At 56.5% G+C, this 24,059-nt stretch carries 22 protein-coding genes; 14 read left to right on the top strand and 8 right to left on the bottom strand.

Going from position 1 to position 24,059, the window contains the following annotated elements:
• The first annotated feature begins 1,222 nt into the window (after positions 1-1,222).
• The 3 genes from Q0Z93_RS04560 to Q0Z93_RS04570 all read left to right on the top strand — a co-directional run bounded on the left by Q0Z93_RS04560 (position 1,223) and on the right by Q0Z93_RS04570 (position 3,991).
• On the top strand, positions 1,223-1,717 hold the full coding sequence (locus tag Q0Z93_RS04560; protein WP_298063077.1) for a hypothetical protein: 495 nt from the start codon (positions 1,223-1,225) through the stop codon (positions 1,715-1,717).
• A 67-nt stretch (positions 1,718-1,784) separates the two neighbouring features.
• Positions 1,785-3,104, top strand: a complete 1,320-nt coding sequence (murA, locus tag Q0Z93_RS04565; RefSeq protein WP_298063079.1) for a UDP-N-acetylglucosamine 1-carboxyvinyltransferase — start codon at positions 1,785-1,787, stop codon at positions 3,102-3,104.
• A 155-nt stretch (positions 3,105-3,259) separates the two neighbouring features.
• A complete protein-coding gene (locus Q0Z93_RS04570) occupies positions 3,260-3,991 on the top strand; it encodes a methyltransferase (protein WP_298063082.1) in 732 nt (243 codons plus the stop codon).
• A gap of 582 nt (positions 3,992-4,573) precedes the next feature.
• Here the strand turns inward: Q0Z93_RS04570 and ccsA are convergent.
• Positions 4,574-7,162 (bottom strand): cytochrome c biogenesis protein CcsA, encoded by a 2,589-nt coding sequence (gene ccsA, locus Q0Z93_RS04575; protein WP_298063084.1) that lies wholly within the window; start codon positions 7,160-7,162, stop codon positions 4,574-4,576.
• A gap of 8 nt (positions 7,163-7,170) precedes the next feature.
• The gene (locus Q0Z93_RS04580) at positions 7,171-7,923 is read right to left on the bottom strand and encodes a hypothetical protein (protein WP_298063086.1); all 753 of its coding nucleotides are present in this window, start codon (positions 7,921-7,923) and stop codon (positions 7,171-7,173) included.
• A 164-nt stretch (positions 7,924-8,087) separates the two neighbouring features.
• Between Q0Z93_RS04580 and Q0Z93_RS04585 the strand changes: the two genes are divergently transcribed.
• Positions 8,088-8,774: a hypothetical protein gene (locus Q0Z93_RS04585; RefSeq protein WP_298063089.1), complete on the top strand. Its 687-nt coding sequence runs from the start codon at positions 8,088-8,090 to the stop codon at positions 8,772-8,774.
• Here the strand turns inward: Q0Z93_RS04585 and Q0Z93_RS04590 are convergent.
• Positions 8,764-9,357, bottom strand: coding sequence for a metallophosphoesterase (locus Q0Z93_RS04590; RefSeq protein WP_298063092.1), 594 nt, complete (start codon positions 9,355-9,357; stop codon positions 8,764-8,766). The two genes, Q0Z93_RS04585 and Q0Z93_RS04590, sit on opposite strands and share 11 nt — an antisense overlap.
• Positions 9,358-9,708: 351 nt before the next feature.
• Between Q0Z93_RS04590 and Q0Z93_RS04595 the strand changes: the two genes are divergently transcribed.
• From Q0Z93_RS04595 to Q0Z93_RS04620, 6 genes are all read left to right on the top strand, one after another.
• Positions 9,709-10,965, top strand: a complete 1,257-nt coding sequence (locus tag Q0Z93_RS04595; protein WP_298063094.1) for an RtcB family protein — start codon at positions 9,709-9,711, stop codon at positions 10,963-10,965.
• A 118-nt stretch (positions 10,966-11,083) separates the two neighbouring features.
• Positions 11,084-11,455, top strand: a complete 372-nt coding sequence (locus Q0Z93_RS04600) for a hypothetical protein (RefSeq protein ID WP_298063097.1) — start codon at positions 11,084-11,086, stop codon at positions 11,453-11,455.
• Between the two features lie 5 nt (positions 11,456-11,460).
• On the top strand, positions 11,461-11,988 hold the full coding sequence (locus tag Q0Z93_RS04605; RefSeq protein ID WP_298063100.1) for a WYL domain-containing protein: 528 nt from the start codon (positions 11,461-11,463) through the stop codon (positions 11,986-11,988).
• Between the two features lie 2 nt (positions 11,989-11,990).
• A complete protein-coding gene (locus tag Q0Z93_RS04610) occupies positions 11,991-12,479 on the top strand; it encodes an exonuclease domain-containing protein (RefSeq protein ID WP_298063103.1) in 489 nt (162 codons plus the stop codon).
• Positions 12,480-12,481: 2 nt separating this feature from the next.
• Positions 12,482-12,643, top strand: a complete 162-nt coding sequence (locus tag Q0Z93_RS04615) for a hypothetical protein (protein WP_298063106.1) — start codon at positions 12,482-12,484, stop codon at positions 12,641-12,643.
• Positions 12,644-13,203: 560 nt separating this feature from the next.
• Positions 13,204-14,184: a diacylglycerol kinase family protein gene (locus Q0Z93_RS04620; RefSeq protein WP_298063108.1), complete on the top strand. Its 981-nt coding sequence runs from the start codon at positions 13,204-13,206 to the stop codon at positions 14,182-14,184.
• A 408-nt stretch (positions 14,185-14,592) separates the two neighbouring features.
• Here Q0Z93_RS04620 and Q0Z93_RS04625 read toward each other — a convergent pair whose 3' ends face one another.
• Complete coding sequence (locus Q0Z93_RS04625) at positions 14,593-15,177, bottom strand: hypothetical protein (RefSeq protein WP_298063109.1); 585 nt, start codon at positions 15,175-15,177, stop codon at positions 14,593-14,595.
• A 77-nt stretch (positions 15,178-15,254) separates the two neighbouring features.
• Entirely contained in the window at positions 15,255-15,815 is a 561-nt protein-coding gene (locus Q0Z93_RS04630; RefSeq protein ID WP_298063112.1) for a 30S ribosomal protein S16, read from the bottom strand.
• Between the two features lie 177 nt (positions 15,816-15,992).
• Here Q0Z93_RS04630 and coaD point away from each other — a divergent pair, with 177 nt between their 5' ends.
• The gene (coaD, locus tag Q0Z93_RS04635; protein WP_298063115.1) at positions 15,993-16,463 is read left to right on the top strand and encodes a pantetheine-phosphate adenylyltransferase; all 471 of its coding nucleotides are present in this window, start codon (positions 15,993-15,995) and stop codon (positions 16,461-16,463) included.
• Between the two features lie 225 nt (positions 16,464-16,688).
• Here the strand turns inward: coaD and Q0Z93_RS04640 are convergent, their stop codons facing one another.
• From Q0Z93_RS04640 to Q0Z93_RS04650, 3 genes are all read right to left on the bottom strand, one after another.
• Positions 16,689-17,315, bottom strand: a complete 627-nt coding sequence (locus tag Q0Z93_RS04640) for a DUF4924 family protein (protein WP_298063117.1) — start codon at positions 17,313-17,315, stop codon at positions 16,689-16,691.
• A gap of 150 nt (positions 17,316-17,465) precedes the next feature.
• Positions 17,466-18,089 carry a carbohydrate-binding family 9-like protein gene (locus Q0Z93_RS04645; protein WP_298063119.1) on the bottom strand — a complete coding sequence of 208 codons (624 nt, stop codon included), beginning with the start codon at positions 18,087-18,089 and terminating at the stop codon, positions 17,466-17,468.
• Positions 18,082-19,182, bottom strand: a complete 1,101-nt coding sequence (locus Q0Z93_RS04650; RefSeq protein ID WP_298063121.1) for an aminoglycoside phosphotransferase family protein — start codon at positions 19,180-19,182, stop codon at positions 18,082-18,084. Before Q0Z93_RS04650 ends, Q0Z93_RS04645 begins: the two co-directional genes overlap by 8 nt.
• 294 nt (positions 19,183-19,476) lie before the next feature.
• Between Q0Z93_RS04650 and pssA the strand changes: the two genes are divergently transcribed.
• The 3 genes from pssA to Q0Z93_RS04665 all read left to right on the top strand — a co-directional run bounded on the left by pssA (position 19,477) and on the right by Q0Z93_RS04665 (position 23,429).
• On the top strand, positions 19,477-20,193 hold the full coding sequence (gene pssA, locus Q0Z93_RS04655; protein ID WP_298063123.1) for a CDP-diacylglycerol--serine O-phosphatidyltransferase: 717 nt from the start codon (positions 19,477-19,479) through the stop codon (positions 20,191-20,193).
• A 403-nt stretch (positions 20,194-20,596) separates the two neighbouring features.
• Positions 20,597-22,708: a putative porin gene (locus Q0Z93_RS04660; protein ID WP_298063126.1), complete on the top strand. Its 2,112-nt coding sequence runs from the start codon at positions 20,597-20,599 to the stop codon at positions 22,706-22,708.
• Positions 22,709-22,754: 46 nt separating this feature from the next.
• A complete protein-coding gene (locus Q0Z93_RS04665) occupies positions 22,755-23,429 on the top strand; it encodes a transglycosylase SLT domain-containing protein (RefSeq protein WP_298063127.1) in 675 nt (224 codons plus the stop codon).
• Positions 23,430-24,059: the final 630 nt, after the last annotated feature.

Consider the following 24,059-nt stretch of genomic DNA (forward strand, 5'->3'; position numbering starts at 1 on the left):
AAATCGTTCAAAAGCAGCTTGCGCTTTTGAACAGGATTTCCGCCAGCGCGCGGGCAAAATACAGTTTTGGATCGCAGCCTGCGGGGTTGGGGTAATTCCAATCCGGCTCGAGTGCCGAGCGGCACCCTCCGCCCAGGGTGGCTCCGGCCCGACATAGAGAGATCCCAGCCGAACCGTCTGTCTCCACACACAAAAGCACTTCTGAAAGCGGGTAGACACAGCAGACCCAGGAATGTCGCGTTTTGCCTTGAGAAAGCCGGGCAGAACGACCGGCTTTCGACAAGGTGAAACCGATTCCCGGTGACTTCTTTGCTTCCTTTCTTGGTCACCCAAGAAAGGAAGTGCCCCGCGGCATGAGCGGTGAAGAGAAAAGAAAGTGCCCGCCCGGCATAAGGGCAATGAAGAAAAGCCGGCTCAAGTGCCGAGCGGCACCGCCCCTCCGCCCGGTGTGGCTCCGGGGCGTCATCGGGAGATCACGGCCGAACCAGATTCCACCACTGCGTGGAGCCGCCCGCTTCGCGGAATGACACTTTTCACTTCACCGCTCCTGCCGGGCGGGCCCTTTTTCTTAGCCGCCTCAAGCCGGCGAGGCTTCTACGTTTTTTGCCACCAAAGAACCGAGTAGCGTACCGAGGGCAGAAACCACTTGTGGGCTATGCCGAGGCAGCGCGAGGAAGACCGCAGGTCAAAGTAGACAAAGAACCGACGCAGCAGGCGAGTGCCAATCGAGCTTGCTCGATTGGCCGAGGCGCCAGGAGGAAGGCGAAGCCAAACTGCCTCCAGCCGGTTTCGCCTTGTCGGGTGTCCGCGCGTCCTGCGCGGCCCCCTCAAGGCAAAACACGACGCTTCCGGAGGTACTTCGCTCTTGAAACCAGTATCTTCCTTAATTGCGGGTAGACACAGCAGACCCGAAAGTGCCGCGTTTGAGGGTTCGCAAAACATTATGTTTTGCGAAGTCCAAACCGACTTTCGGCGACTTCTTTGCTTTCTTTCTTGGTCGCACAAGAAAGAAAGTGCCCCCGCGACATGAGCGGTGAAGCGAAAACAAAATCAAAATGCCCGCCCGGCAGGAGGGCAACGAAGAGAAAGCCCCGATGGGGCCTTTCTTGTCACAGAAAAAACAGCCATACACGGTGCAGGGCAAAATAAACCTACCTTCCCTGTGCCAACCCATTGCAATTTTTTGTAACTTTCCCGTATTAACCTATTATACCATTACGAAATGACCAAACAGATCCTGATTCTGCTGGCCGCCTTTCTGTTGTCAGGCAGCGCAGCCGTCGCCACGGCACAGAACCAGCCGGGCAAACGCCAATCCATCGTTTACCATACGCCGAAGCAGCATTCCCGGAATTGCAGCATCTGGATCGACGACATCGGATTCGGGAACAGCTGGACAGTCGTGACCATGCACTATCTCCGGGCCCGCGGCAGCGCAAATCTGTCCCCCAGCACCCGGCTGATCTGCCACCTCAAAGGCGGCAAGACCCGAGTGCTGACCTTGCAACGCACCCGCGGCATCAGCATGACCAAAGACTGCTATACGCAGTTGGGACGGGGAGAAGTGTTCCAGGCCTATTTTTCGACATTGAACTCGGCAAAGATCGCGAGAATAAAACGCATCGACTTTATGGAAGATCCGAGCGACATGGCCGACGGAAACACCTTCAATATCAAGAATATCCGGATCAGCCAGAAACACCGCGTCATCCGCTGAGCCGCCGATCGGAGAATGGCAAGATCCGCAGCCTAATATCAACCATTAGACCAACAAAACCCGAACTATGGCTACATTCGAAGTAACCGGCGGGTGCCCTTTGCGCGGCGAAATCACGCCCCAGGGAGCCAAGAACGAAGCACTGGAAGTGGTCTGCGCCACCCTGCTGACCCCGGAAAGAGTGATCATTCGCAATATTCCCGAGATACTCGACGTCATGCAGCTCATCGGCCTTTTGGAAGCCATGGGCGTTCTGGTCGAGCGCCAGGACAAAGGAACCTACTCATTTCAGGCCAAAGACATCGACCTCGACTACCTGCAGACCGACGAATTTCGCAGAGCCGCATCGCGGCTGCGCGGATCGGTGATGATTACCGGGCCGCTTTTGGCCAGGTATGGGTGCGCCTATATGCCTAAGCCCGGAGGAGACAAGATCGGACGCAGAAGATTGGACACCCACTTTATCGGCTTTCAGAAATTAGGCGCCGAATTCGACTTCGACACCGACCGGAAATTCTATACCGTCACCGCTCCCGGGGCGGAACGTAAGCTGCACGGCGCCTACATGCTGTTAGACGAAGCCTCCGTGACCGGGACGGCCAATATCGTGATGGCCGCAGTGCTGGCCAAAGGGACGACGACGATTTACAATGCCGCATGCGAACCCTACCTGCAACAACTTTGCCGGATGTTAGTGCGCATGGGGGCCCATATCAGCGGCATCGCATCCAACCGGCTGACCATCGAAGGTGTGGATTCCTTGGGTGGGACGGAACACACCATGCTGCCGGACATGATCGAAGTGGGAAGTTTCATCGGGATGGCAGCCATGACACGGTCGGAACTGACCATTAAAAATGTCTCGTACGATGACTTGGGAATCATTCCGCAGCAATTCGCCCGGATGGGCATCCGGTTTGAACAGCGGGGCGACGACATTTATATTCCTCGGCAGGAACATTACGAAATCGAAAGCTTTATCGACGGCTCGATCATGACCATCGCCGACGCGCCGTGGCCGGGGCTGACCCCGGACTTGCTGAGCGTATTCCTCGTGGTGGCGACACAGGCCAAAGGATCGGTGCTCATACACCAGAAAATGTTCGAGAGCCGGTTGTTTTTCGTGGACAAACTGATCGACATGGGGGCTCAGATCATTCTGTGCGACCCGCACCGGGCGACAGTGATCGGCCACGACCAGGCGATTCGGCTGCGGGGGACGACCATGACCTCGCCGGATATTCGGGCAGGAGTGGCCTTATTGATCGCCGCGATGAGCGCCCAGGGGAAAAGCATCATACAGAATATCGACCAGATCGACCGGGGATACCAGAATATCGACGGGCGTCTCAATGCGTTAGGGGCCAAAATCGTACGTATCGACTAACCGTGATGAAGCCGAAAACCAATGATCCCCCCGGAAGAAATGGGCCCTCCACTGAGGGTGGGGCCGGGTTGCGCGCTGCCGCGCCATACCGGATAACACACAAACAGTCTGCTTTTCGCTTCAAACAATTCGCCGTCACACAGGAAAAAGCGGCCATGAAAGTCGGTACCGACGGCGTTTTGCTGGGGGCATGGGTTTCATTGCCGGCGGGGATACCTCTGCACCGGATTCTGGATATCGGGACCGGGACCGGCGTGATCGCGTTGATGTTGGCCCAGCGGACAGCCTGGCCGGGCGAGGCCCCGTTCATCGACGCCGTCGAGGTCGACGCCAGCGCCGCGTCTGAGGCGGAAGCCAATTTCCAGGCATCGCCGTGGGCATTTCGGCTCCGGACGCATGCGATGTCCGTTCAACGATACGCAGCCTCTCGTAGTCGGGAGGAGAAATACGACTTGATCGTATCGAATCCGCCCTACTTTATGGCCGGAACCGATTTCCGGCGCGGATTCGACACCTCGGCGTCGGCTTCGCTGCCCGATGCGGCCCGGGTGGCGGCCCGGCATGCGGAGATGTTGCCTTACGACCAGCTGATCGAAGCCGTCCTGTCGTTGTCGGAGCCGGGAACCGGACGGTTCGCGGCCATATTTCCTTACCGGGAGTCCGGCATTTTCATCGCCCAGGCCGCGGCACGAGGATTGTATGTAAGACGTCTGCTGGAGATACACGGGACACCGCACAAGCCGGTCAAGCGCGTCGCGGCGGAATTCTCGCCGCAACGGCCCGGTCGGGGGGAGATCGTCCGCGAAACGCTTTGCATCGAGGACGGGAAAGGGAACTTTACCGACCTGTATCGCGATCTGACCCGGGAGTTCTACCTGAAATTCTGAGCATTCGGGAGGCCGCACCGTTCGTTTCCCGCAGCTTCATCCCGTTCATTGCGTGAATCCTCCGCAACGACAGCCTATCCGGAAAAACGTACGGTTTTCATTGCCTCGAGCCGGCGGGCTTTTTGTTTTCGCTTCACCGCTCCTGCCGCGGGGGCATTTTCTTCCTCGCGCTGCCTCGGCATAGCCCACTTGTGGGCTATGCCGAGGCAGCGCGAGGAAGCCGGAGGCAAAACAAGCGGAGCGCAGTTAGCGAGAACCAGAAAACCGACGCAGCAGCCGAGCGCCGTCGAGCTTGCTCGAATGGCCGAGGCGCCAGGAGGAAAGTGAAGCCAAACTTACAGAGATGCTTCGCATTTCTTGAGCCTGCCGGATACCCTTGTCTTCGATTCGTTTGGGGTGTAAGCAATAGCGGGCACTTAGGTAAATAACACTTTATGCCCGCTATTGCCACGCCCCAAAGAAAGTGTAATGCAAGAGGACTGCGGAGCGTAAGGAGTAGCGCAGCTATCTGAAAGTTTCTTTGGTTCTTTCTTTTCAAAGAAAGAACGGTTCCATCCAGCACAGTGCAAAAGAAACCTACGGTTATTCAAGCCGCCTTTTCCGCCAGGCCAGCACCGCGATCACCGCCGCCGCCCCGTACACGACCCAGATCGCATACAGCGCCGGAGGCGCGGAATCCGCCCCGTAAGAGTGCATCCCGCTCAGGTAGTAGTTCACCCCGAAGAAAGTCATCAACACCGCCCCCAGCCCGACCACCGCCATCAGGCCGAACAGATAGTCCCCGCCCCAACGCATCGCCGGCACGAACCGGGCATGGATAATGAAAGCATAGACGATCATCGTAATCAACGCCCAAGTCTCCTTCGGATCCCAGCCCCAGTAGCGGCCCCACGACTCGTTGGCCCACACCGCCCCGAGGAAAGTCCCCGCCGTGAGCAGCACTAACCCCACGGTCAGCGCCATCTCGTTGATAATGGTCAGCTCGCGGATCTGCCCGTCCAGCCGCACCGCATTCTTATGCGTCTTGCAAGCCATGATGAGCAGCGAGATAAGCCCCAGCAGAAATCCGATGCCGAAGAAACCGTAACTTCCCGTAATGGCCGCCACGTGCACCAGCAGCCACGGCGATTTGAGCACCGGCACCAACGGCGTAATTTCCGGATCCATCCAGTTGAGCGTCGAGACGAACATCAGCACGCCCGAGAGGAATGCCGCCAGCGCCATTGTCATCCGCGACCGCCAGCCGAAAGCCAGCCCCGCGACCGCCGCAGCCCAGGCCACGAAAATCATCGACTCATAGGCATTCGACACCGGAGGCCGCCCCGCGATATACCACCGCAGCCCGATCCCGAAAGTCTGCCCGACGAAGATCAGCACAACGATCCCGGTCAGCACCCCCACCGCCACACGCCAGCCTTTCGACGGACGAACCAGCCGGAAAATCAGGGCCAAGATCAGCAGCAACCCGAAGCCCATATAAAAGAATCCCGCCCATTTGAACAGGTTCAGCCGGTTGTAAAGCATCTCCGCCTCGATCCGGTTCCGGTCGATACGATAGGCTTTCGACTTGGCATTTTGGTACGTCCCGATCATACCCGCGATCTCGACCGGCACGCTCCAGTCGCCCGACTCGACCGACCGCATCGCCTCGGTGGCGAACCACGGGAAAATCTTGCTCACGAACATCGAGTCCTGCCCCTGGAAAACGCTCAGGTCGTCGCCCGGCGAATACCACGCGTCATTGTCGTCCAGCGTCCCGTCGTGCGGGAAAATGGCCAGCATCCGCCCCGAGAACAACGCGTTGATGATGTTGATCTTCTCGTCCAGTTTGAGCAGCTCCTTGTCATACTTGTTCCGCTCGCGCACCGGTTTGGCATACACCTCTTCCACCTCGTCGGCGAAGATATAGTTCCCCTCGTCGTCCAGCACGTCGATAAAAGCCAGGTACCCCTCTTTCACCTGCGCCTCGTCTATGCCCGTTTTGCGGAGCAGCGCCTCGCTGCCCACGTCGATCATCGGGATACGGCTCCAGATTTGCGGCTGGGTAATGAGCCCCAGAAGCACCTGGTCGGGATTCAGCCCCTCGTAGTCGTCTCCCCGGTATATTTTGCGCAGCAGTTTGGCTGCATAAGTATCCACCGGTTCGATCCGGCCCCGCCCGTCCTGCACCATCAGCCGCCCGAATGCCCTGCCGGTTTCCGGACTGACGGCCGTTTCCTCTGCATACAGCCCGGCCATTTTCTTCTCGCGCCGCCGGTCGACCGTTCGCCGCTGCCTTGCTTCGTCCGCAGGCGGTGCGATTGCCGGATCCTCCTGCGCGCGCGCGTCCCGCTCGATCTGCTCCATCTGCCGCCGGGCATTTTCCTCCAACTGCGACCAGGTCAGCGTGTCGACCTTCTGCTGCGCACCCGCTGCCCCGATGCCCAGCACGAGGAGGACGACCGGCAGGGCTTTGCGCCCCAGCATCCGGGCAAGCGTCCGGAAACGGGACTGTTTGTGGAACAGCGCCAGGAGCATTCCCCCCATCAGCAGGACATACCCGAAATAGATGATGAGCGTCCCTGTGCGATCGCGGTTCACCGACAGCACCGTTCCGCCCTCGTCCGGGTCGTAGCTTGACTGGTAGAGCCGGTACGCGCCCACATGCAGCACGTTGTTCATATAGATATTCTCGCGCCGGTCGGGATACCCCGCCCGCTTGACTGTCACATCGCTCTCGAACGAGGACGGGCTGTGCGATCCCGGATAGCGCACTAACCGGAAATCGGTCAGTTCGACGCTGAAAGGCAGCGTTTCGAGCACTTGCGCCGGATCGGCGGGGTCGAGCAACTGGTCGGAGCTCTCCCCCTCGCGGATGTGCATAATTCCCTCTTGACCCGTAAGATGCGTAACGAATGCCCCCAGCAGGATCACGGCGAAAGCGTAGTGAAATGCCAGCGTCGCCCATTTTTTCTGGCGGACCAGGTGCTGCCGCGCCGCCACTCCCGCGAAATTCACCGCCAGGAGCAGTTGCAGCAGGTAAAAAATCCAGTTGTTGTACACCCAATGTCTGGCCGCGGGTGTCCCGTATTTGTTTTCGACAAAGGTGGCCGCCGCCAGCGCTGCGGCATAGAGTGCCAGCATCACGGCCATGGCGGGATAGGAGACGAGTGTCCGGATCGCTTTTTTCATATCTGCGGTTATTCGGTCAGTTTCAGGTTCCGGAACATTCGTCCTGCTTCGTCCGGGGTCAGTTGCTGGGCGGCGTCGCTCAGAGCTGCGGAAGGGTTGCAGTGGGATTCGACGAAAAGGCCGTCCATTCCCAGCGAGATCGCCATGCGGGCCACGTGCGGAACGAGTTCGGCCTGCCCGGCGATATGGCTGGGATCGCACACGACGGGCACATCCGGCCGTTGTGCCTTAAGCTGCATCGGGATGCTCCAGATCGGGTTGTTGCGGAAAATATCTTTTTCCCAGGTGCAGAATCCGCGGTGTATGGCCACGATGCGCCCTTTGATCCCTGCGCGCTCGATCCGTTCGATCGCGCCGAGCCACAAGGCCGGGTCGGGCGCTACGGGGTTTTTGACGTAGACGTCGATGTGGCAGCCGCGCAGGGCGTTGGCTATGTCCTGCACATCGAAAGGATTGGTGGCGGTGCGTGCTCCGATCCAGACGATGTCTACGCCGGCTTTCAGGAGCAGGTCGGCGTTGCGGGCGGTGTTGAGTTCTGTGGCGATGCGCATGCCATAGGCATTACGTGCCTCTGCGAGCCATTCGAGTCCTTCGGCTCCGACGCCTTCGAAGCATCCGGGGCGGGTGCGGGGTTTCCACAGGCCGGCCCTGAATGCCGTGACGCCTTGTGCGGCCAGGCCTTCGGCGGTCTGCAAGACCTGTTCGCGGCTCTCGGCGCTGCATGGCCCGCTGACGATGATTTTATCGGTAATCGGTTTCATGTTTGGTGTTAGTTTTAGCGATAAAGGTACGGCTTTGTTGCGGGAAACACCAAAGTTTGTTGTGGGGAACTCCAAAGGAGGAATAAGAAGATGGGTATTCTTGCTTCCGGAACGAGTGTCGGGATGCGGCTCTGCGAGTGATGTCTGCCGTTGCGAAATAAGATATGGAGAAAGATGTGTTCAATCGTATGGAACTGTCCGGCGTGAATGCCCAGCAGCATTGTTTTTTCCTCCATTGCCACAGGAATCGGGTTCTCATTTCCTTGTCCTCGGCGCGTTCCCCCCGCGCCGCTGACGCGTCGCAGCGACCGAGGCCACCGCTGACGCGGGAACGATCGCCCATTAATCGTAGGTTTATATTGCACTGTGCCGGATGGAACCGTTCTTTCTTTGAAAAGAAAGAACCAAAGAAACTTTCAGATAGCTGCGCTACTCCTTACGCTCCGCAGTCCTCTTTCTTTGAGCCCTGTTTTTTTGTCGGGACTTTCCAATGCGGCGCGCATAAAGGTAATGCAATCATTAGCGCGCCCATTGAGAAAGCCCGACAAAAACAAAACATTCGAGAACCGGGGGTACCCGGCAGGCTCAAGAGATGCGCAAGCATCTCAGAAAGTTTTTCTGGTTCTCTTTGTGAACAAAGAGAACAGTTCACTCCCAGGGACACGTACAATAAAATAGTCTGTATTTTTTCGGCCTGTCGCCAGATATCCCGAAGGCTGCGGGGCGGCCTTGGCGACTGGGCGGCCGCTCATGCGGAAACCAGACTTTACTACCGAACGGCAGGGGCGCCGCAGGTGGACAGGGTGCTGGCGGATTACCTGCTGATCCTGAAAAATTGGCTCAAATCGTAAAAATATGGGGGCTGTTGAGGTGGGTATAGCCGGCATTCATTATCACTCCGTTGGAGAAAACGATGCCATGCTCGGTCGTCACGCCGTGTTGGGTATGGATATGGCCAAAGAGGTGAAGCCGTGGGCGAATTTCCAGGACTTTTGCCAATAGTTGTTGATTGCCATAGTGGATACCCTCATCAAAATCGAGAATGCCGTAGGCCGGCGAGTGCGTTATCAGTACATCGGTGTCGGTCGGGATATGGCCGATATTCCGGGCTTGGCGGCCGGAAATGCAATCGCCCATGAACAGGGGTACCCCGTAAAATTTCACTCCATCGATCTCCACACCTGAATTGCAGAGGTAATGCACGGTGCTGTCAAGGCCGTCGATGGTTGCGCCACGCAGGCAATTGTCGTGATTGCCGCAAATGAAAATTTTATGAGGATACGGCAGGTCGCAAAACCAGTTCAGGAAATCCAACGCTTCTTGTTCTGAGCCTGTCCGGGTGAAGTCTCCGGAATGAACCGTTGCGTCTGCTTCCGGCAGGTTGGCAAGCCGGCGATGACAACCGTGAGTATCGGATAGATGTAGAATTTTCATGTTATATGGTTCCCTGTTATTTGTGCAAAGTAACGCTTTCGATGTCTCAAAGCCAGGTACAACCTGCAAAAAATTTCGTTTCGGATAATTTTCGCGATTATATACTTCAATGTACTTTTTTCTTCTTTTGCGAGTTCGGCTCTGCGCCGGGGGCTGCTTTTAGCGGCCGGGGGGCGGCGCGAGCCGAAAAATGGGGACAAAGGATGGCTGGTACGATAAAGTATATAATCGCGAAAATTTTTATCCTGTATCGCAAATTGCGTCACCTGATATATAATTTTGTGACCGTGAAACGATGAAGAATGGCTGCGTTGTAGCGTATTGATTTTGTGTCCACATAATATTACGATTATGAAAACTTTAGAAGGATATGACGTGAAGATTTTCACGGACAACATCGAAGAGAGTGCACTGGGGCAGGTCAAGGAGTTGCTCTCGATCGACGTGTTTGCCGACAAAAAGATACGCATCATGCCCGACGTTCATGCCGGAGCCGGGTGTGTGATCGGATTCACGGGAGACCTCGGCGATAAGGTGATACCCAATATCGTCGGTGTCGACATCGGCTGCGGGATGCGCGTGCTGCGTCTCGGCCATGTCGGTGACATCGATTTCCATGCTTTCCATGAACATATCCGGACGAATGTGCCGTCCGGGAAGATCGTGCGGGAGGAGCGTTTCGGATTCAAACCGCTCGTCGGCGAGGAGATGGATATTTACTGCGAGGCGAAGAAAATGGTAACCGAGCTGCGCTGCTACCGCGATCTGAAATACTACGACCGCATCAGCAAGGCTATCGGCTCGCTCGGAGGCGGGAATCACTTCATCGAATTGGACAAGGACGATGCCGGGAGCGTATATCTTGTCATTCACACCGGTTCGAGGAACCTCGGCAAACAGGTGGCGGAAATTTATCAAGCCCGTGCCATTAAGCATATGACCGAAGGGGCGGACGAATTGGAAGAGACGGTCAAGAGAACGATCGAGGAGTACAAAGCCGCCGGTCGTCGTTCCGAATTGCAGAGTGTCATCAGGCAAATGCGTCAGTCGCAGCGGGAGGCTGAGCCGACATTGCCCCGCGACCTTTGCTATGTGGAGGGAGAAGCCCGGGAGGACTATCTCCACGATATGCGTCTTTGTCAGAAATGGGCTGTCCTCAACCGCCGAGTGATCTCGCAGCTCTTGCTGAAGTTCTTTCCCGAAGTCGAAGTCGAGGAGGAATTCGAGAGTGTCCATAATTACATCAGCGATGACAACCTGATCCGCAAGGGGGCGATTTCGGCTGCTGAAGGCGAACGGTGTATCATTCCGCTGAATATGCGCGACGGCTCGCTGATTTGTACCGGCAAAGGGAATCCCGACTGGAATGGCTCCGCTCCGCACGGTGCCGGCCGGGTTCTCAGCCGCACGCAGGCATACGAACAGATCAAAATGGAGGATTTCGAGGCGTCCATGTCGGGCATATACTCCGAGAGCGTCAACGATTTTACCCGCGACGAGTCGCCGATGGCTTACAAACCGGCGGAGGAGATTATCGCCAACATCGGCGATACCGTCAGCATCGACACGATCATCCGGCCGATCTTCAACTTCAAGGCGTCGAAATGAATCTCTTCACCGGAGAAAGGCCCGAAGAAAAATGATTGGAAATCGGTTGATCATTCGGAGTTGTATCCCGAAATGAGACAGGTCGCCGCTAATTTTGCAGCATCGAAACCAACCGATTATGACTCAACTTCAGAAATACACTTGGCTGATTGATACGATCCGCCGGGCCGGGAAAATCTCGTACAGGGATTTGTCGGACCGGTGGGAGCGCTGCAAGGACCTCAGCGATGGCAAACCGCTGCACCGGGCCACTTTCAACCGATGGCGCGATGCGATCTGCTCGCAGTTCGGCATCCTGATTTCCTGCCGGCGGGTCGGCGGGTACCTCTACTATATTGAAAATCCGGAGGACATCGACGAGGATGAACTGAAAAAATGGATGCTCGATTCGTTTGCCGTGGGGAATCTGATCGGTGAGAATCTGGCGCTGAAAGACAGAATCCTGGTTGACCCGATTCCTTCCGGTCGCGACCATCTGACGCCATATTAGAGGCGATGGGGGAGAATCGGGTTGTCGAGATCGAATACAGGGCGTTCCGGTACTCCCGTTCCTACCGGATTCCGGTCGAGCCGTATTGTGTCAAGCTGTTTGAAAACAGGTGGTATATGCTGGGGCATAACATCAGCCAGGATACAATCCGACTTTACGGTCTGGACCGCATCGAGGCCGTAGAGCTGACCGATTCGGAATTCCAGCTCCCCGAGGGCTTCTCGGCTCCGGAATATTTCTCGAACTATTTCGGCATAGTAGCCGACGAGCGGGTCAAGCCGGAGCGGATTGTCGTCCGGGCGAACGCGGATCACGCGCCTTACCTCAAATCGCTCCCGCTTCACCACAGCCAGCGGTTGATCGAGGATAACGGAGAGTATGCCGACTTTGAACTCTTTCTGGCTCCTACCTATGACTTTATCATGAAGTTGCTTCACGTGGGGGCGATGGTTGAGGTAATCTCTCCGGGGTCGCTGCGGAAAGAGATAACGGGCTGGATTTCGGATATGTACGAACTTTACAAAAACGACTGACGATGCAAGACTTTGTCGCGATAGATTTTGAGACGGCCAATGGGCGACGTTCGAGCGTCTGTGCGGTCGGCATTGTCGTAGTCAGGGGTGGGGTGGTTGCGGATGAGTTTTACAGCCTTATCCAGCCGTCGCCGAATTATTACACTTACTGGACTACCGAGGTGCACGGACTGACCCGGGAGGACACGGACGGGCAGCCGCAGTTCCCGGAGGTATGGGCGCAGATTGAGCAGAAAATCGCAGGACTGCCGCTGGTCGCTCACAACCGGCCGTTCGATGAGAGCTGTTTGAAGGCGGTGTTCGAGGAATATGGGATGGTGTATCCCGGCTATGAGTTTCATTGCACGCTGGCGGCTTCCCGCCGCGTTCTCGACCTTCCCAATCATCGGCTGGATACCGTAGCGGCCGAATGCGGCTATGATCTTGAGAATCATCATCACGCTCTTGCCGATGCCGAGGCGTGTGCTGCGATCGCTTTGAAAATCTTATAATTGTGACTGTTCGGGATTTGTTCGAGAGTGTCGGTTTCGACGCGGTGGTGAATGTGCTTCAGAATACGTATCGGAATGAAAAGTCTGTCCGATGGACGGCTCTATATAAGGAGGCTTTCGACGAGTTGGTGAAGCTGGAGTTCGCCGGTGAGGGGGCGAGGTGAGTGTCCGATTGATCAGTATCTGCGAGAAACAGGTAACGGATGTGGGAAGGCGGTAGACGGAATAAACGAGTTGGGGTATCGAGGTGCTGAGGTTGTCAAGGCCCGTTGTCGTGAAAGGTCTATAGCTGTTGCTGCGATTTCAACGATTTGTCAATTAATCTGCACTTTTTTATGGAGTGGCAGGAGTGTCGGCGGAATTTAGCCTGTCGCTGACTTTCGCTTGACCGATGGAAACGGTTCAAACCTCTTATTTACAGTATCCTTTCCTTATTCTGCCTTTCGGGTCATTATTTTGTCGTATCTTTACCTGAACTGAACAAAGAGCGGAAACGGGGGAGGCGACGGAAATCCGGGAAATGAAATGGCACTTTTCGGATGACGAGAACTGCATGCGGTTGGATTCCTCCGGGCAGTTGCGGGTGCTGAATGGGCTGGGTGTCTGAACGGTTTGATCCGGTGCCGGGGGAAATCGTCAGGTTGAGGGAAGGCCTTTCATACGGGTTGTCCGAAGTGCCGGATCTGTTTCTTTTTCCATGAATGGGGCGAATTGAGTTATGCCGATGAGTTTCGATATATCACAGCGATGGGCGGCCATTGTCAATCCGGTGGCGGGCAGCGGCCGCGGGCTGGCGGACTGGCCGTTGATCAGCGGGTTGCTCCGGGACGAGGGGATCGAAGTGGATGCCATGTTCACCCTTCGTAAATACCATGCTACGGAGCTGGCTGTGGCGGCCGTGCGGCAGGGGTACCGCCGGATTGTCGTGGTGGGCGGCGACGGAACGATCCACGAAACGGTGAACGGTTTCTTTATCCAGCGGGAATGCCCGACGACGGACATTCTGATGGCTGTGATCGCGGTGGGGACGGGAAACGACTGGATACGCATGTTCGGCATCCCGCGCAATTACGTGGATGCGATCCGATCGATCAAAGAGGGGCATGCTTTTTTGCAGGATGTGGGGCGGGTGAGCTATTACGAGGCGAAGGTGCACCAGGTGCGTTATCTGGCCAATGTGGCGGGGGTGGGGTACGATGCGGCGGTGTGCCGAGGGTTCAACCGCCTCAAGGAGAAGGGGTACCGGGGCAAGTGGATTTATCTGTTCAGCGTGTTTCGTGAGGCGCTGCGCTACCGGACGCGGCGGGTGCGGATCGAAGTGGACGGCGAGGAGGTGTTCGCCGGCAAGCTGTTTACCGGAACGGTGGGCATCTGTAAATATACGGCGGGGGGGCTCACGCAGACGCCGAATGCCATTGCCGACGACGGTTTGTTCGATCTGACGGTGATTCCGGCGATGAACCGCCTGAGGCTTTTCAGCCGCTTCCGGGTGGTCTACACGGGAAATATTTATGATATTCCGCGGGTGTCGCTGTTTCGCGGCGGGCGGATCCGGGTGGAGGCGGAGCGGCCTATCCGGTTGGAGATAGACGGGGAAATCTTGGGGTTTTCGGATTTCGAGTTCCGGATCGTCGAGCGGGCGGTGCGGGTGGTGGTGAGTGAGAGGTTTATCCGGGACCGGAGCTGGGGCGGGAACGGGGTGTAGGCTTGCGCGAGGCGCCGGGCTGTAAAGATTCGGTGCGTTTGTCTTGGCACCGGGCTATCTTTTCGGGGCTATCTTTTCGGGGCTATCTTTTTCGGGTGGGCTTTTGGGGGGCTTTTTCGTGAAAGGGGGGATTTTTTTCGGAGGGCTTTTTTCGTGAAAGGGAGCGGATTTTTTGGGGGAGGGGTCTTTTTCGTGAAAGGGGCGGATTTTGTTTGAGGGGCTTTTTTCGTGAAAGGGGGCGGATTTTTTTTTGAGGGGCTTTTTTCGTGAAAGGGAGCGGATTTTTTTGGGAGGGGTCTTTTTCGTGAAGGGGAGCGGATTTTTCGGAGGGGTCTTTTTCGTGAAAGGAGCGGATTTTTTTTGAGGGGCCTTTCTCGTGAAAGAGGGGTGGCAAAGAGCGGGGAAAAGTCACAGCTCGAACAAGCCTTCCGGCAAATCCGCCTCCAACTGCCGTTTGCGTATGCTGGTCACTTCGATCAGGCCGTCCGCTGCGGGCACCATGATTTCGCGTCCGTCGAAATCGACCCCTAACAAAGGATTGCCCGGATAGTCGTAGAACGCGGTCACGGTACCCCGCCGTCCCGTCGTCCGGTCGGTCAGTTCATAACCGATCAAGGCTTCGCAGTCCGTCTGCGGGTCCTCTCCGTCTTCCGGACAGGCTTTTTCCCGATACAGTGTCTTCCCCACTAATAATGTCGCTTCCTGTTCCCGATCGAAGTCGTCGAACTGCACAACTGCCGAGGCATTCCCCCGCCTCTCGAAAGAGGAGACGAAAAGCGGCACGGCCAGTGTGTCGATCTCTGTCCAAAGCGGTTCGGCCGGGTCCCAGCTCGGAGGGAAGGTATCGTAGAGTGTCGCTAAAAGCGTGCCGTTTTTCGTCCCGTCGGGTGCCGTGCTGCCGTAGGTTTTCCGGATGCGTCCCACTGCGTTGGAGGGTTCGGCGATGATGGCGGCTGCCCGGGCGGCATAAGACAAGGGGGTCTCTTTGCTCATCGTTTCTCTCAAAAAGAGAGCCCTGCCGCCCGAAATGGACATGGCAGGGCTCGTATTTACAGGTCGGTATCCGCCGCTTATTCTGCAGCAGCTTCTGTTTCCGCCTGGGTTTCCGCGTTTTCTCCGGCAGCTGTTTCTTCCGCCGCCTCTGCCGCAGCAGCCTCCGCAGCTTTGGCAGCTTCGGCCAACTTGGCCGCCAGTGCCGCCGCCTTGGCTTCTTTCACCTTGGTCTCTGCTTCCAAGCGTTCCTTGGCGGTCTTGGCTTTCGCCGCTTCCATCGCCGATTTAGCTGCCGCATTCTTGGCCTGCTTGTCGGCCATCCATTTGGCGAACTTCTGTTCGGCTACTTCTTCGGTGAATGCCCCTTTCTTGACCCCGCCGTTGAGGTGGTGGCGGTACATGACGCCTTCCTTGGAAAGGATCGACCGCGCCGTATCGGTCGGCTGTGCGCCCACGCCGATCCATTTCAGTGCGCTTTCAAAATTGAGCTCGACAGTGGCCGGATGGGTATTCGGGTTGTAGGTTCCCAGTTTTTCGATGAAGCGGCCGTCGCGCGGCGCGCGGCTGTCGGCAACGACGATGTGGTAGAAAGCATAGCCTTTTTTACCGTGCCGAGACAGTCTGATCTTGGTTGACATGCGTAAATCGTTTTTTATTGGTGTCAATCCCTTGTCTACCCGCAACGTTCTTGAAAAATGAACCTCGGAGACCTCTGTCTCTCCCGTTCTCTGGTTTATGCAAAACCCCCGTTGTTTCGGACAAGTGGCGCAAAGATACGAAAATGTTTATCTTTACCCAAAGTTTCGGAATTTTTTATGGAGAAAAAAGCCGTTTTCGCGGGGTCGTTCGACCCTTTCACTGCCGGGCATGAGGATATTGTGCGCCGGGCTTTGAGGCTGTTCGACTGTGTCGTCGTCGGGGTGGGGCACAATGTCAAGAAAAAAGGGCTGCTGTCGCCTGATAACCGCGTGCGGCTGATCCGCGATGTGTTCCGGGACGAGCCGCGGGTGAGGGTCGCAGCCTATGATGGACTGACTACCGACTTCTGCCGGGAGCAGGGGACGGGAATTCTGCTGCGCGGGTTGCGCTCGGTGGACGATTTCGAGAGCGACCGCACGATCGACGCGGTCAACAAGCGGCTCGATCCGCAGATCGAAACGTTTTATCTGCTTACCGATCCGTCGCTGGCGGCTATCTCCTCGGCTGTGGTGAAAGAGCTTTATTCCTACGGGGCGGATGTCGGCTGCTTTATGCCGCAGGGGATCGATCTCGGAAAGTATCTCTGATTCAGAATGTGGTATCGGGGCTGCGGGCTTCGAGCCGGTGGAGTGCCGCCGGTCATTCTTCGATGTTCATCGCGGCTGCTTTATGCCGCAGGGGATTGATCTCGGAAAGTATCTCTGATTCAGAATGTGGTATCGGGGCTGCGGGCTTCGACACGGCGGAGTGCCGCCGGTCATTCTTCGATGTTCATCGTGTGGAAATCTTACGTGTTTTCCTGGATCGCCGGGTCAGGCCATGTCCTTGTACAAGTCCAGTTCGCCGCGCTCAGCGGCCCTGTAGATCGCTGCCAGCCGCGCGACGACCGGCGATACGACTTCCAGCACGTCTTTCACGTATCGTTCCGCTGCTTCCGCCTTTTTCGCCGCTCCCGGGCCGTCCTCCTGAGTCGCGGTGCCCTTGAGCCGGCACAGCATCACTGAATACAAAGCCCGGAAACAGGCTTCCATGTCGCTGATCCCGTCCGCTGCCAGGTCGCTCTCCCGGGCGATGGCGGTTTTCAGCTTCGGCAGCTCCGGTGCCAGCGCGGCAAAGACTTGGTCGTAGCCGTGTTCCTTCCCCACGGGGGCTTTCAGCAAGTGCAGGTGCAGGTCGTTCAGGTCGGCGATCAGGTGCAGGGTGTGCTCCAGATGCCCTGCTTGCTCCTTGTTTTCCGTGCGGAGCAGGTTGACTAAGTCCATGTACCAGAAAAAAAGGGTCTGCTTTTGTTCCGGCTCCAGTTCGGCGTGCGGTTCCACCAGCGTCGAATAGATTTTCTCGGGCGAGAGGTCGAGCGCCCGCAACATGTCTTCCAACTGCCAGAGGTAAAGAATGTATTCGGCGATATTCTCGCGTCTTTTTTGTTTTGCGGTCAGCATAGTCGTGAAATCAAAAACAAAGGCTCGCGCACCTTGCCGCCGGATGGATGAAAAACCGGCGAAAGGTCGCGCAAGCGCTTACAGACCCGGCTGTGCACGATGTCTGAATGCAGATGCCGTGCCGAACGGGGGACGGGCGGTGTGAAAATATCATTCAAATTCCACGTCGCCGAAAAATTCGGGCACGTGGAAGTTCGGTTTTTCCGTCCGGATCGGCTGCCATGACAGGAAGTGCGGCTTGGACAGATTGTCTCCGCACTTATAGACATTCGCCCGCGCTTTTATGCCGTCGAGTGTGGCGAAGTGATGGGCGAAGAATGCCGTCGCCGGAATCGCTACATTCAATTCCCACCGGTTATCCCCTTTGCGTTCTGCGAAATTCGCCGTTCCCAACGAGGATTCGCGCCGGATCGTCTCCATAACGTCTGCCCCGGCATGAATGACGTCGGGTTTGGTCTTCCGGAATCCTAACAGGGCTTTCCCGATGCAGGAGAATTCAAAGTTGTAGTAGCCGGTGTCGTCGAATGAGATGAAAAATTCCACTGCCGAGTCCGTCCACACCGGCCCGTTGTCTTCCGTCACCAGAGCCGCCGTGCACTCTTCTTCCACCCGGAAGGTCAGCAGCAGGTGTGTCCCGTTGTGTGCCGCGGCAAATGTCGCTTTCGGCGCATACGGGTATTCCGCCGCCCAGTTGTTGCAGCCGATCGGCTGGGGGGCCGCTTCGGCAGTGGTGATGCTTCGGAGGCCGCCTTTGATTTTTGGAATCTTAAGCATAATGTGCGAGTTCTTCCCGGACGATGCGCTGCATGTCGGCGTACTGCGCTTCCATGCTTTGCAGCAGTTTGTACTGTGCGCGGGTGCGTATCAGGTTGTGTTCGGGTGATTTGACTTTGTAGTAGTGGTCGCCGTCGATGTAGTCCATCAAAAAGCGAAGTACTTGTTCGTAGGTGATGTATTTGGCGGAAAATGCCAGGTATTCCGCTTCTTTCGGGGTCAGGAACGCATGGGCTTCGGACAGGTATCCTGCGGTGTATGCCTTGAAAATGCCGAGGTCCATCGAAACGCGGTCGAGGTCGGGATCGTCCTCCAACCCGGTGTTGGTGTATGACCGCATGGCGTCTCCGTAGTCGTTGAGGGCTGTGGCGGAGAGTACCGTGTCGAGGTCGATCACGCACAACACATTGCCCTCCTTGTCGAACAGGATGTTGTTGATCTTGGTGTCGTTATGGGTCACGCGGGTGGGGATCGTCCCGTCTTCCACCAGTGCCCAGAACCGGAGCATTTCTTCGCGCCGCTCTTCGATCCATCGGATCTCTTCGGCCACTGTCCCGGCGCGACCGGCGGGATCGGCCGCCAGCGTTTTGTCCCACTGCTCGAACCGATACCGGATGTTGTGGAATCCGGGCAAAATATCGGTAAGGGGTTCTTTGAAGTCGGCGAGCATGGCCTGGAACAGGCCGATCCCTTTCCCTCCCTGATAGGCGAGCTGCGGGGTGTCGGCCTGCTGGTAGGCGATCGTGTCGCCGATAAATTCGCACACGGCCCAGTATTCGTCCCGGTCGTCCTTATAATAGGGTTTGCCGTCGATGGCCGGGGTCACGGTGAGCGCTTCGCGCCGGGGATCGCCGCCCCGGGCGATGATTTTGTTCTTGAGGTGGTTGGTCACGCGCACGATGTTGTCCATCATGGCGGGAATGTTGGTGAAGATGTTTTTGTTTTTCCGCTGGAGGATATAGTTCGGGCTCGACGGGAAAGCGGTTTCGATGATGAAGGTGTCGTTGATGAAGCCTTCGCCTAAGGGACGGACGGCGGCTATCTCGCCGTCGATCTGGAATTGGCCGGCAATGGTGCGTAAGGTTGGATTCATAGGGTTTCGGGTTAGGGTTCGGTTCCGCTCCGGCTGTGGCCGGCGGGTTCGGTGGATAAAGATAAGCACTTTTTGTGAATTTCGGGTATCTGCGGTCTGCAATCGGTTCGGGTGCGGCGCCCGCACTGCCGAGGGCCGCGGGTTCTGCGGCGATGTCCGGAGCGGCAGTGAAGTCGTCTCGAAAGAGAGGCGCTGCGTGTTTCGCGAGGTGGTTTGGGGGCGGACAGGGAAACATTCCTGCGAAAATATGTACATTTGTCGCTTACGGAGTTTGAATTTGCTGTCTGAATGACCATGAAAAAAGTATTCGCTTTTATCCCGAATCTGTTGACTTTGTGCAATCTGTTGTCGGGATGCGCGGCTGTGTCCGTCCTTTTTCTCGGGGCCGATTTCGCGGCGGCTTTCTGGCTGGTGATCGCGGCTGCGGTGTTCGATTTCTTCGACGGTTTCGCCGCGCGGATGCTGCATGTCAGCTCGCCGATCGGCAAGGAGCTGGATTCGCTGGCCGATATGGTCAGTTTCGGGCTGGTGCCGGCGGTGGTGGCGTTCCGTATGCTGGCCATGAGCGGGCTCGGCTGGCTGGCGTACGGGGGATTTTTGATCGTTGCTTTTTCGGCGCTGCGGTTGGCGAAGTTCAATGTCGACGAACGCCAGACGGAGGAGTTCCGGGGGCTTCCGACGCCGGCCTGTGCGCTGTTTTTCGTGTCGCTGCCGATGCTGGACGCGGATTGGGTGGCTGGATCGTATCTGTTGCTGCTGGGGCTGACGGTGGCTTTTTCGGCGCTTTTGGTGTGCGATATGCCGATGTTTTCGCTTAAGTTCAAGTCGTTCGGGTGGAAAAATAACCGGCTCAGATACGTTTTCCTGTTTTTGTCCGTTATCCTGATTGTCTGGCTGCGTATGGCGGCGCCGGCGGCGATCGTCCTTACTTACATCGTGATTTCGATCGGTCGGGTTTTCTGCTGTACGGGGACTGAACGTGCTGATACTGAACAAACTGCGGATTTGTAGGATTTTTCGTACCTTTGCCCCGTTTTTGAATGGAACCGTTCTGTTTTTGCATATTCACTCGTTGGCTACGGGAGAGAACTGTTCTCTTTGTGAACAAAGAGAACCAGAAAAACTTTAGTGCGGATGCTGCGCATCCTAATGTCTCTCTTGGCCTTAATGTGCTTGGTATCTTGTTCGGGGGCCGGGAGTTCTTTTGAAACGCGCTATTGGTCTTGCTCTAACTTAAGCGCGTTTCAAAAGAACCCCAGCCCCCAAGATAGTTCAGGAACTTGGGCTGAGAACGGTCATGCGATACGAAGTATCGCTTAAAGTTTCTTTGGTACTTTCTGTTCACAGAAAGTACAGTACCCTCGAACCAAACAAAGAAACATCCAAAAAACAGAACGATTAAAAATCGAACAGGATGGGCTACGTCCCGGGAAAGAAATACTTTTGGCGAAGTTTTTTAATCGGTTGGATTTTCGTTGTGCCGCCCACGATCGCACAGGGGCAGAACAACGGCTCCACCGTCATACGCTATCCCGTGGACAACAGTTCCAGCAACTCGTCCGGACTGTTGATGAGCCAGACGATCGAACGCGACACGATCGATAAGGAGAGGCGGCCGCGGAAGCCGCTCGAATCGTTCTACTTCGACGACTCCACCCGCGCGCAGCGCATCTTTTCGTGGACGACCTCGATGGACAACAACAACATCACCCTGCGGGATATGGACACCACCATCGCGGAGTTTCAGCGCGACTATCCTTTTATGCGCGAGGGGGTGGGGAGTGCGAGCCTCGGGAACTTGGGGGGGGCCTCCATTCCGCTCGACTGGTTCGACCGGCCGCAATTCCGCAACTTTTCGTTCGTGCAGGCATGGGCTCCGTATTTGATGACCCCGGAAAAAATCGTGTTTTATAACGCCCGGATGCCATATACCAATATCTCGTACCAGATGTCCGGACAGCGGGCCAAGGAGGAACAGCTGTTCCACGCGGTGATTTCGCAGAATATCTCGCCCTCCAGCTCGTTCAACCTGGACTACAATGCGGACGGGATGAAAGGGCAGTACGAGCGGCAGAAGGCTCTCGACCGCTATTTCTCGGCCAATTTCGCCCATACGGGCAAAAGGTATGCGATTCACGGGGGGTATATCTATAATGTGGGGGATATTCAGGAGAACGGGGGGATCCGGGATATGCGGGATGTGACGGATACGGTCTTCGACATGACGGAAAATATCCCGGTCAGGCTCGATGCGTCGGCCGACGCGCGGAACCGCTACAAGGGCAATACGTTTTACTGGACGCAGTCGTACGGGATTCCGCTGAGGCGGCAGCGGGTGACCGACGAACTGACCTTGTCGAAGATTCCGACGATCTTTATCGGGCAGTCGTTCCTGTACACCACTTTCAAGAAAATATACTCGGATGCGGTGAAAGCGCCTGCCGGCTCGGCGGAAAATGAGGAGGAGGTGCCGTTCTACGACCATTTCTATATCAGTCAGGACAAAACCTACGACTCGATCCGGCAGTCGATGATGGATGTCAAGTTCTTCATGCAGCTCCAGCCGTACAACCGGGACGGGGCGCTGGGGTTAGTGACGGCGGGGATCGGCGACGAACTGAACGGCTACTATTACTATGTGCCGGAAACCTACCGGGGGGTGTTCGGCCATGGCGGAAAACAGAATAAGAATTCGATCTATGTGTATGGAAAGCTGGAGGGGGCGGTCAGCCGCTATATGCGCTGGTCGGCCGATGCCCGGCTGCACATGATCGGGTACCGGAGCGGGGATTTCGACGCGGGCGGCAGACTGTCGCTCTCGGCTTATATCAAGGATAAGCCGCTGACGTTGGACGCTGCGGTGCGCTTCACGCTGCGCGAGCCGGATTTCTGGCAGCAGAACTACTTCTCGAACCACTACGCGTGGTTCAATAATTTCTCGAAAGAGAAAACTACGCTCATCACGGCCAGCTTCAAAGTCCCGGACTACGGGATCGAACTGGGGGGCGATTACGCACTGACCAAGGACAAGGTCTACTACGGGCCGAATGTCGTTCCGCAGCAGTACGGCGATATGCTCAGCGTGATGGGGCTTTATCTGCGCAAGGATTTCCGCCTGGGCGGATTTCACTTGAATCACAGGGTGCTTATGCAATGGAGCTCGAACCAGACAGTCGCTCCGGTGCCTCTGCTCAGCGCCGACATATCCTACTTCTTCGGCTTCGATGTGGTCAGGAAGGTGTTGTTCATGCAGATCGGCGTGGACGGGCGGTATAATACCGAGTATTATGCCTATGCCTGGAGTCCGGCCGTCGGGCAGTTCTACACGCAGGATCAGGTCAAACTGGGCAACTACCCTTCGATGGACGCTTTCGTGTCGGCGAAGTGGAAAAGGCTGAGGCTGCTGCTCAAACTGCAGCACTGGAATTGCAACCTGTTCGGCGGTAACCGCTATTTCGAAGTGGTGAACTATCCGCAGAACCGGATGATGTTCAAGATCGGGCTGTCGTGGGCGTTCTACGACTAATGGCTCGCATGGCATAAGGTTTGCTCTCCCGACCAAAAAACGGTTTATGAACTTTAAAAAAGTTGTTCTTGTTTTTGCATTACTGCTGATTTCGGACTTTACTTTTATCGGCTGTTCCCGGACGGCGGATGTCTTCGCTTCGGTAGGGCCGACGGCCGAGGAGCTGGAGATCGCCAGCCGGGGCCAGATCTCGCCTTACGACCCGATCATGCGTCAGATCGCAGGACAGGCGGGGATGGACTGGCGGCTGCTGGCGGCGATCGCTCACCAGGAGTCGCGTTTCGACCCCGATGCTCGCTCGCACCGCGGGGCGCAGGGGCTGATGCAGGTGATGGGTTCCGTGGCCAAAGAGTTCGGGGTGCCGGAGGAAAAGATCAGCGATCCGAAAACCAATATCGCTACGGCGGTGAAACTGATTCAAAAAATCGAGAATACCTTGCGGTTCGGCCAGGCGACTTCCGAGGAGGACAGGATCCGTATCGTGCTGGCGTGCTACAATGCCGGGATGGGGCATATCCTCGATGCGAGGCGGCTGGCGGTCAAACAGGGGGCCAACCATAACTCGTGGGTGCAGCTCAGCGAGTTCGTCGTGCTCAAGGGGACGCCGGAGTGGGTGGACGACGAGGCGGTGCGGAGCGGGGCTTTCGACGGCTCCGAAACGATCCGGTATGTGGACAAGGTGATGGCGCAATATTCGAGGTATTGCAAAAATTATCTCTGAAAAATGTTGCGGCTTTGAAAAAAAAACTATATTTGCAAGGTCGTTCCCGCGGTTCGCGGGGGCGGGTGCTTGAATTCACGATGAAACATATTTTCGGACATCAGGTAATGGAGGGCTTTTATTCGCCTTTTTATTATTACGCCTCTTATTTTTCTCGGGAGGGGTCTGATCTTGTTTTGTCGTTGTAAGAATTGCCACTACACATATATTTCGATACGCAAAGATCCGGCTTTCCTCTGTGACAGGCCGGGTCTTTCGCTTTTTAACCGTTCTGTTTTTATATTCCTGTTCGTTTGGCGAGGGCTTTTAGTTGGAGTTTTTCTCGGCCCGGATTAGGCTTGGGAAGAAGCTGCCCCAGCGATGCGAAGCATCGCAAGCCCAGCGGGGGCACCCGCGGCCCGCCCGGCCCGAGGGCGGTTCCCTCCCGTTAAGGTGGTGCAAACTCCCGGTTCGCGAGCCGAGCAGCACCCGCGCGCCACGCCGGAAAAGGAAAATCGACGGTTTCAACACAAGTTGAAACCGAATGATTTTTCTGGCGCGCGAATCACAAGCTATTTGTACCCGGCAGGTTCCGGCAAAACGAAGTTTTGCAAGCCCACCGCGGGCACGCGGCCCCGCGCGGGAGCGCAG

The organism is uncultured Rikenella sp. (assembly GCF_947628055.1).
In the GTDB taxonomy this organism is placed as follows: domain Bacteria; phylum Bacteroidota; class Bacteroidia; order Bacteroidales; family Rikenellaceae; genus Rikenella.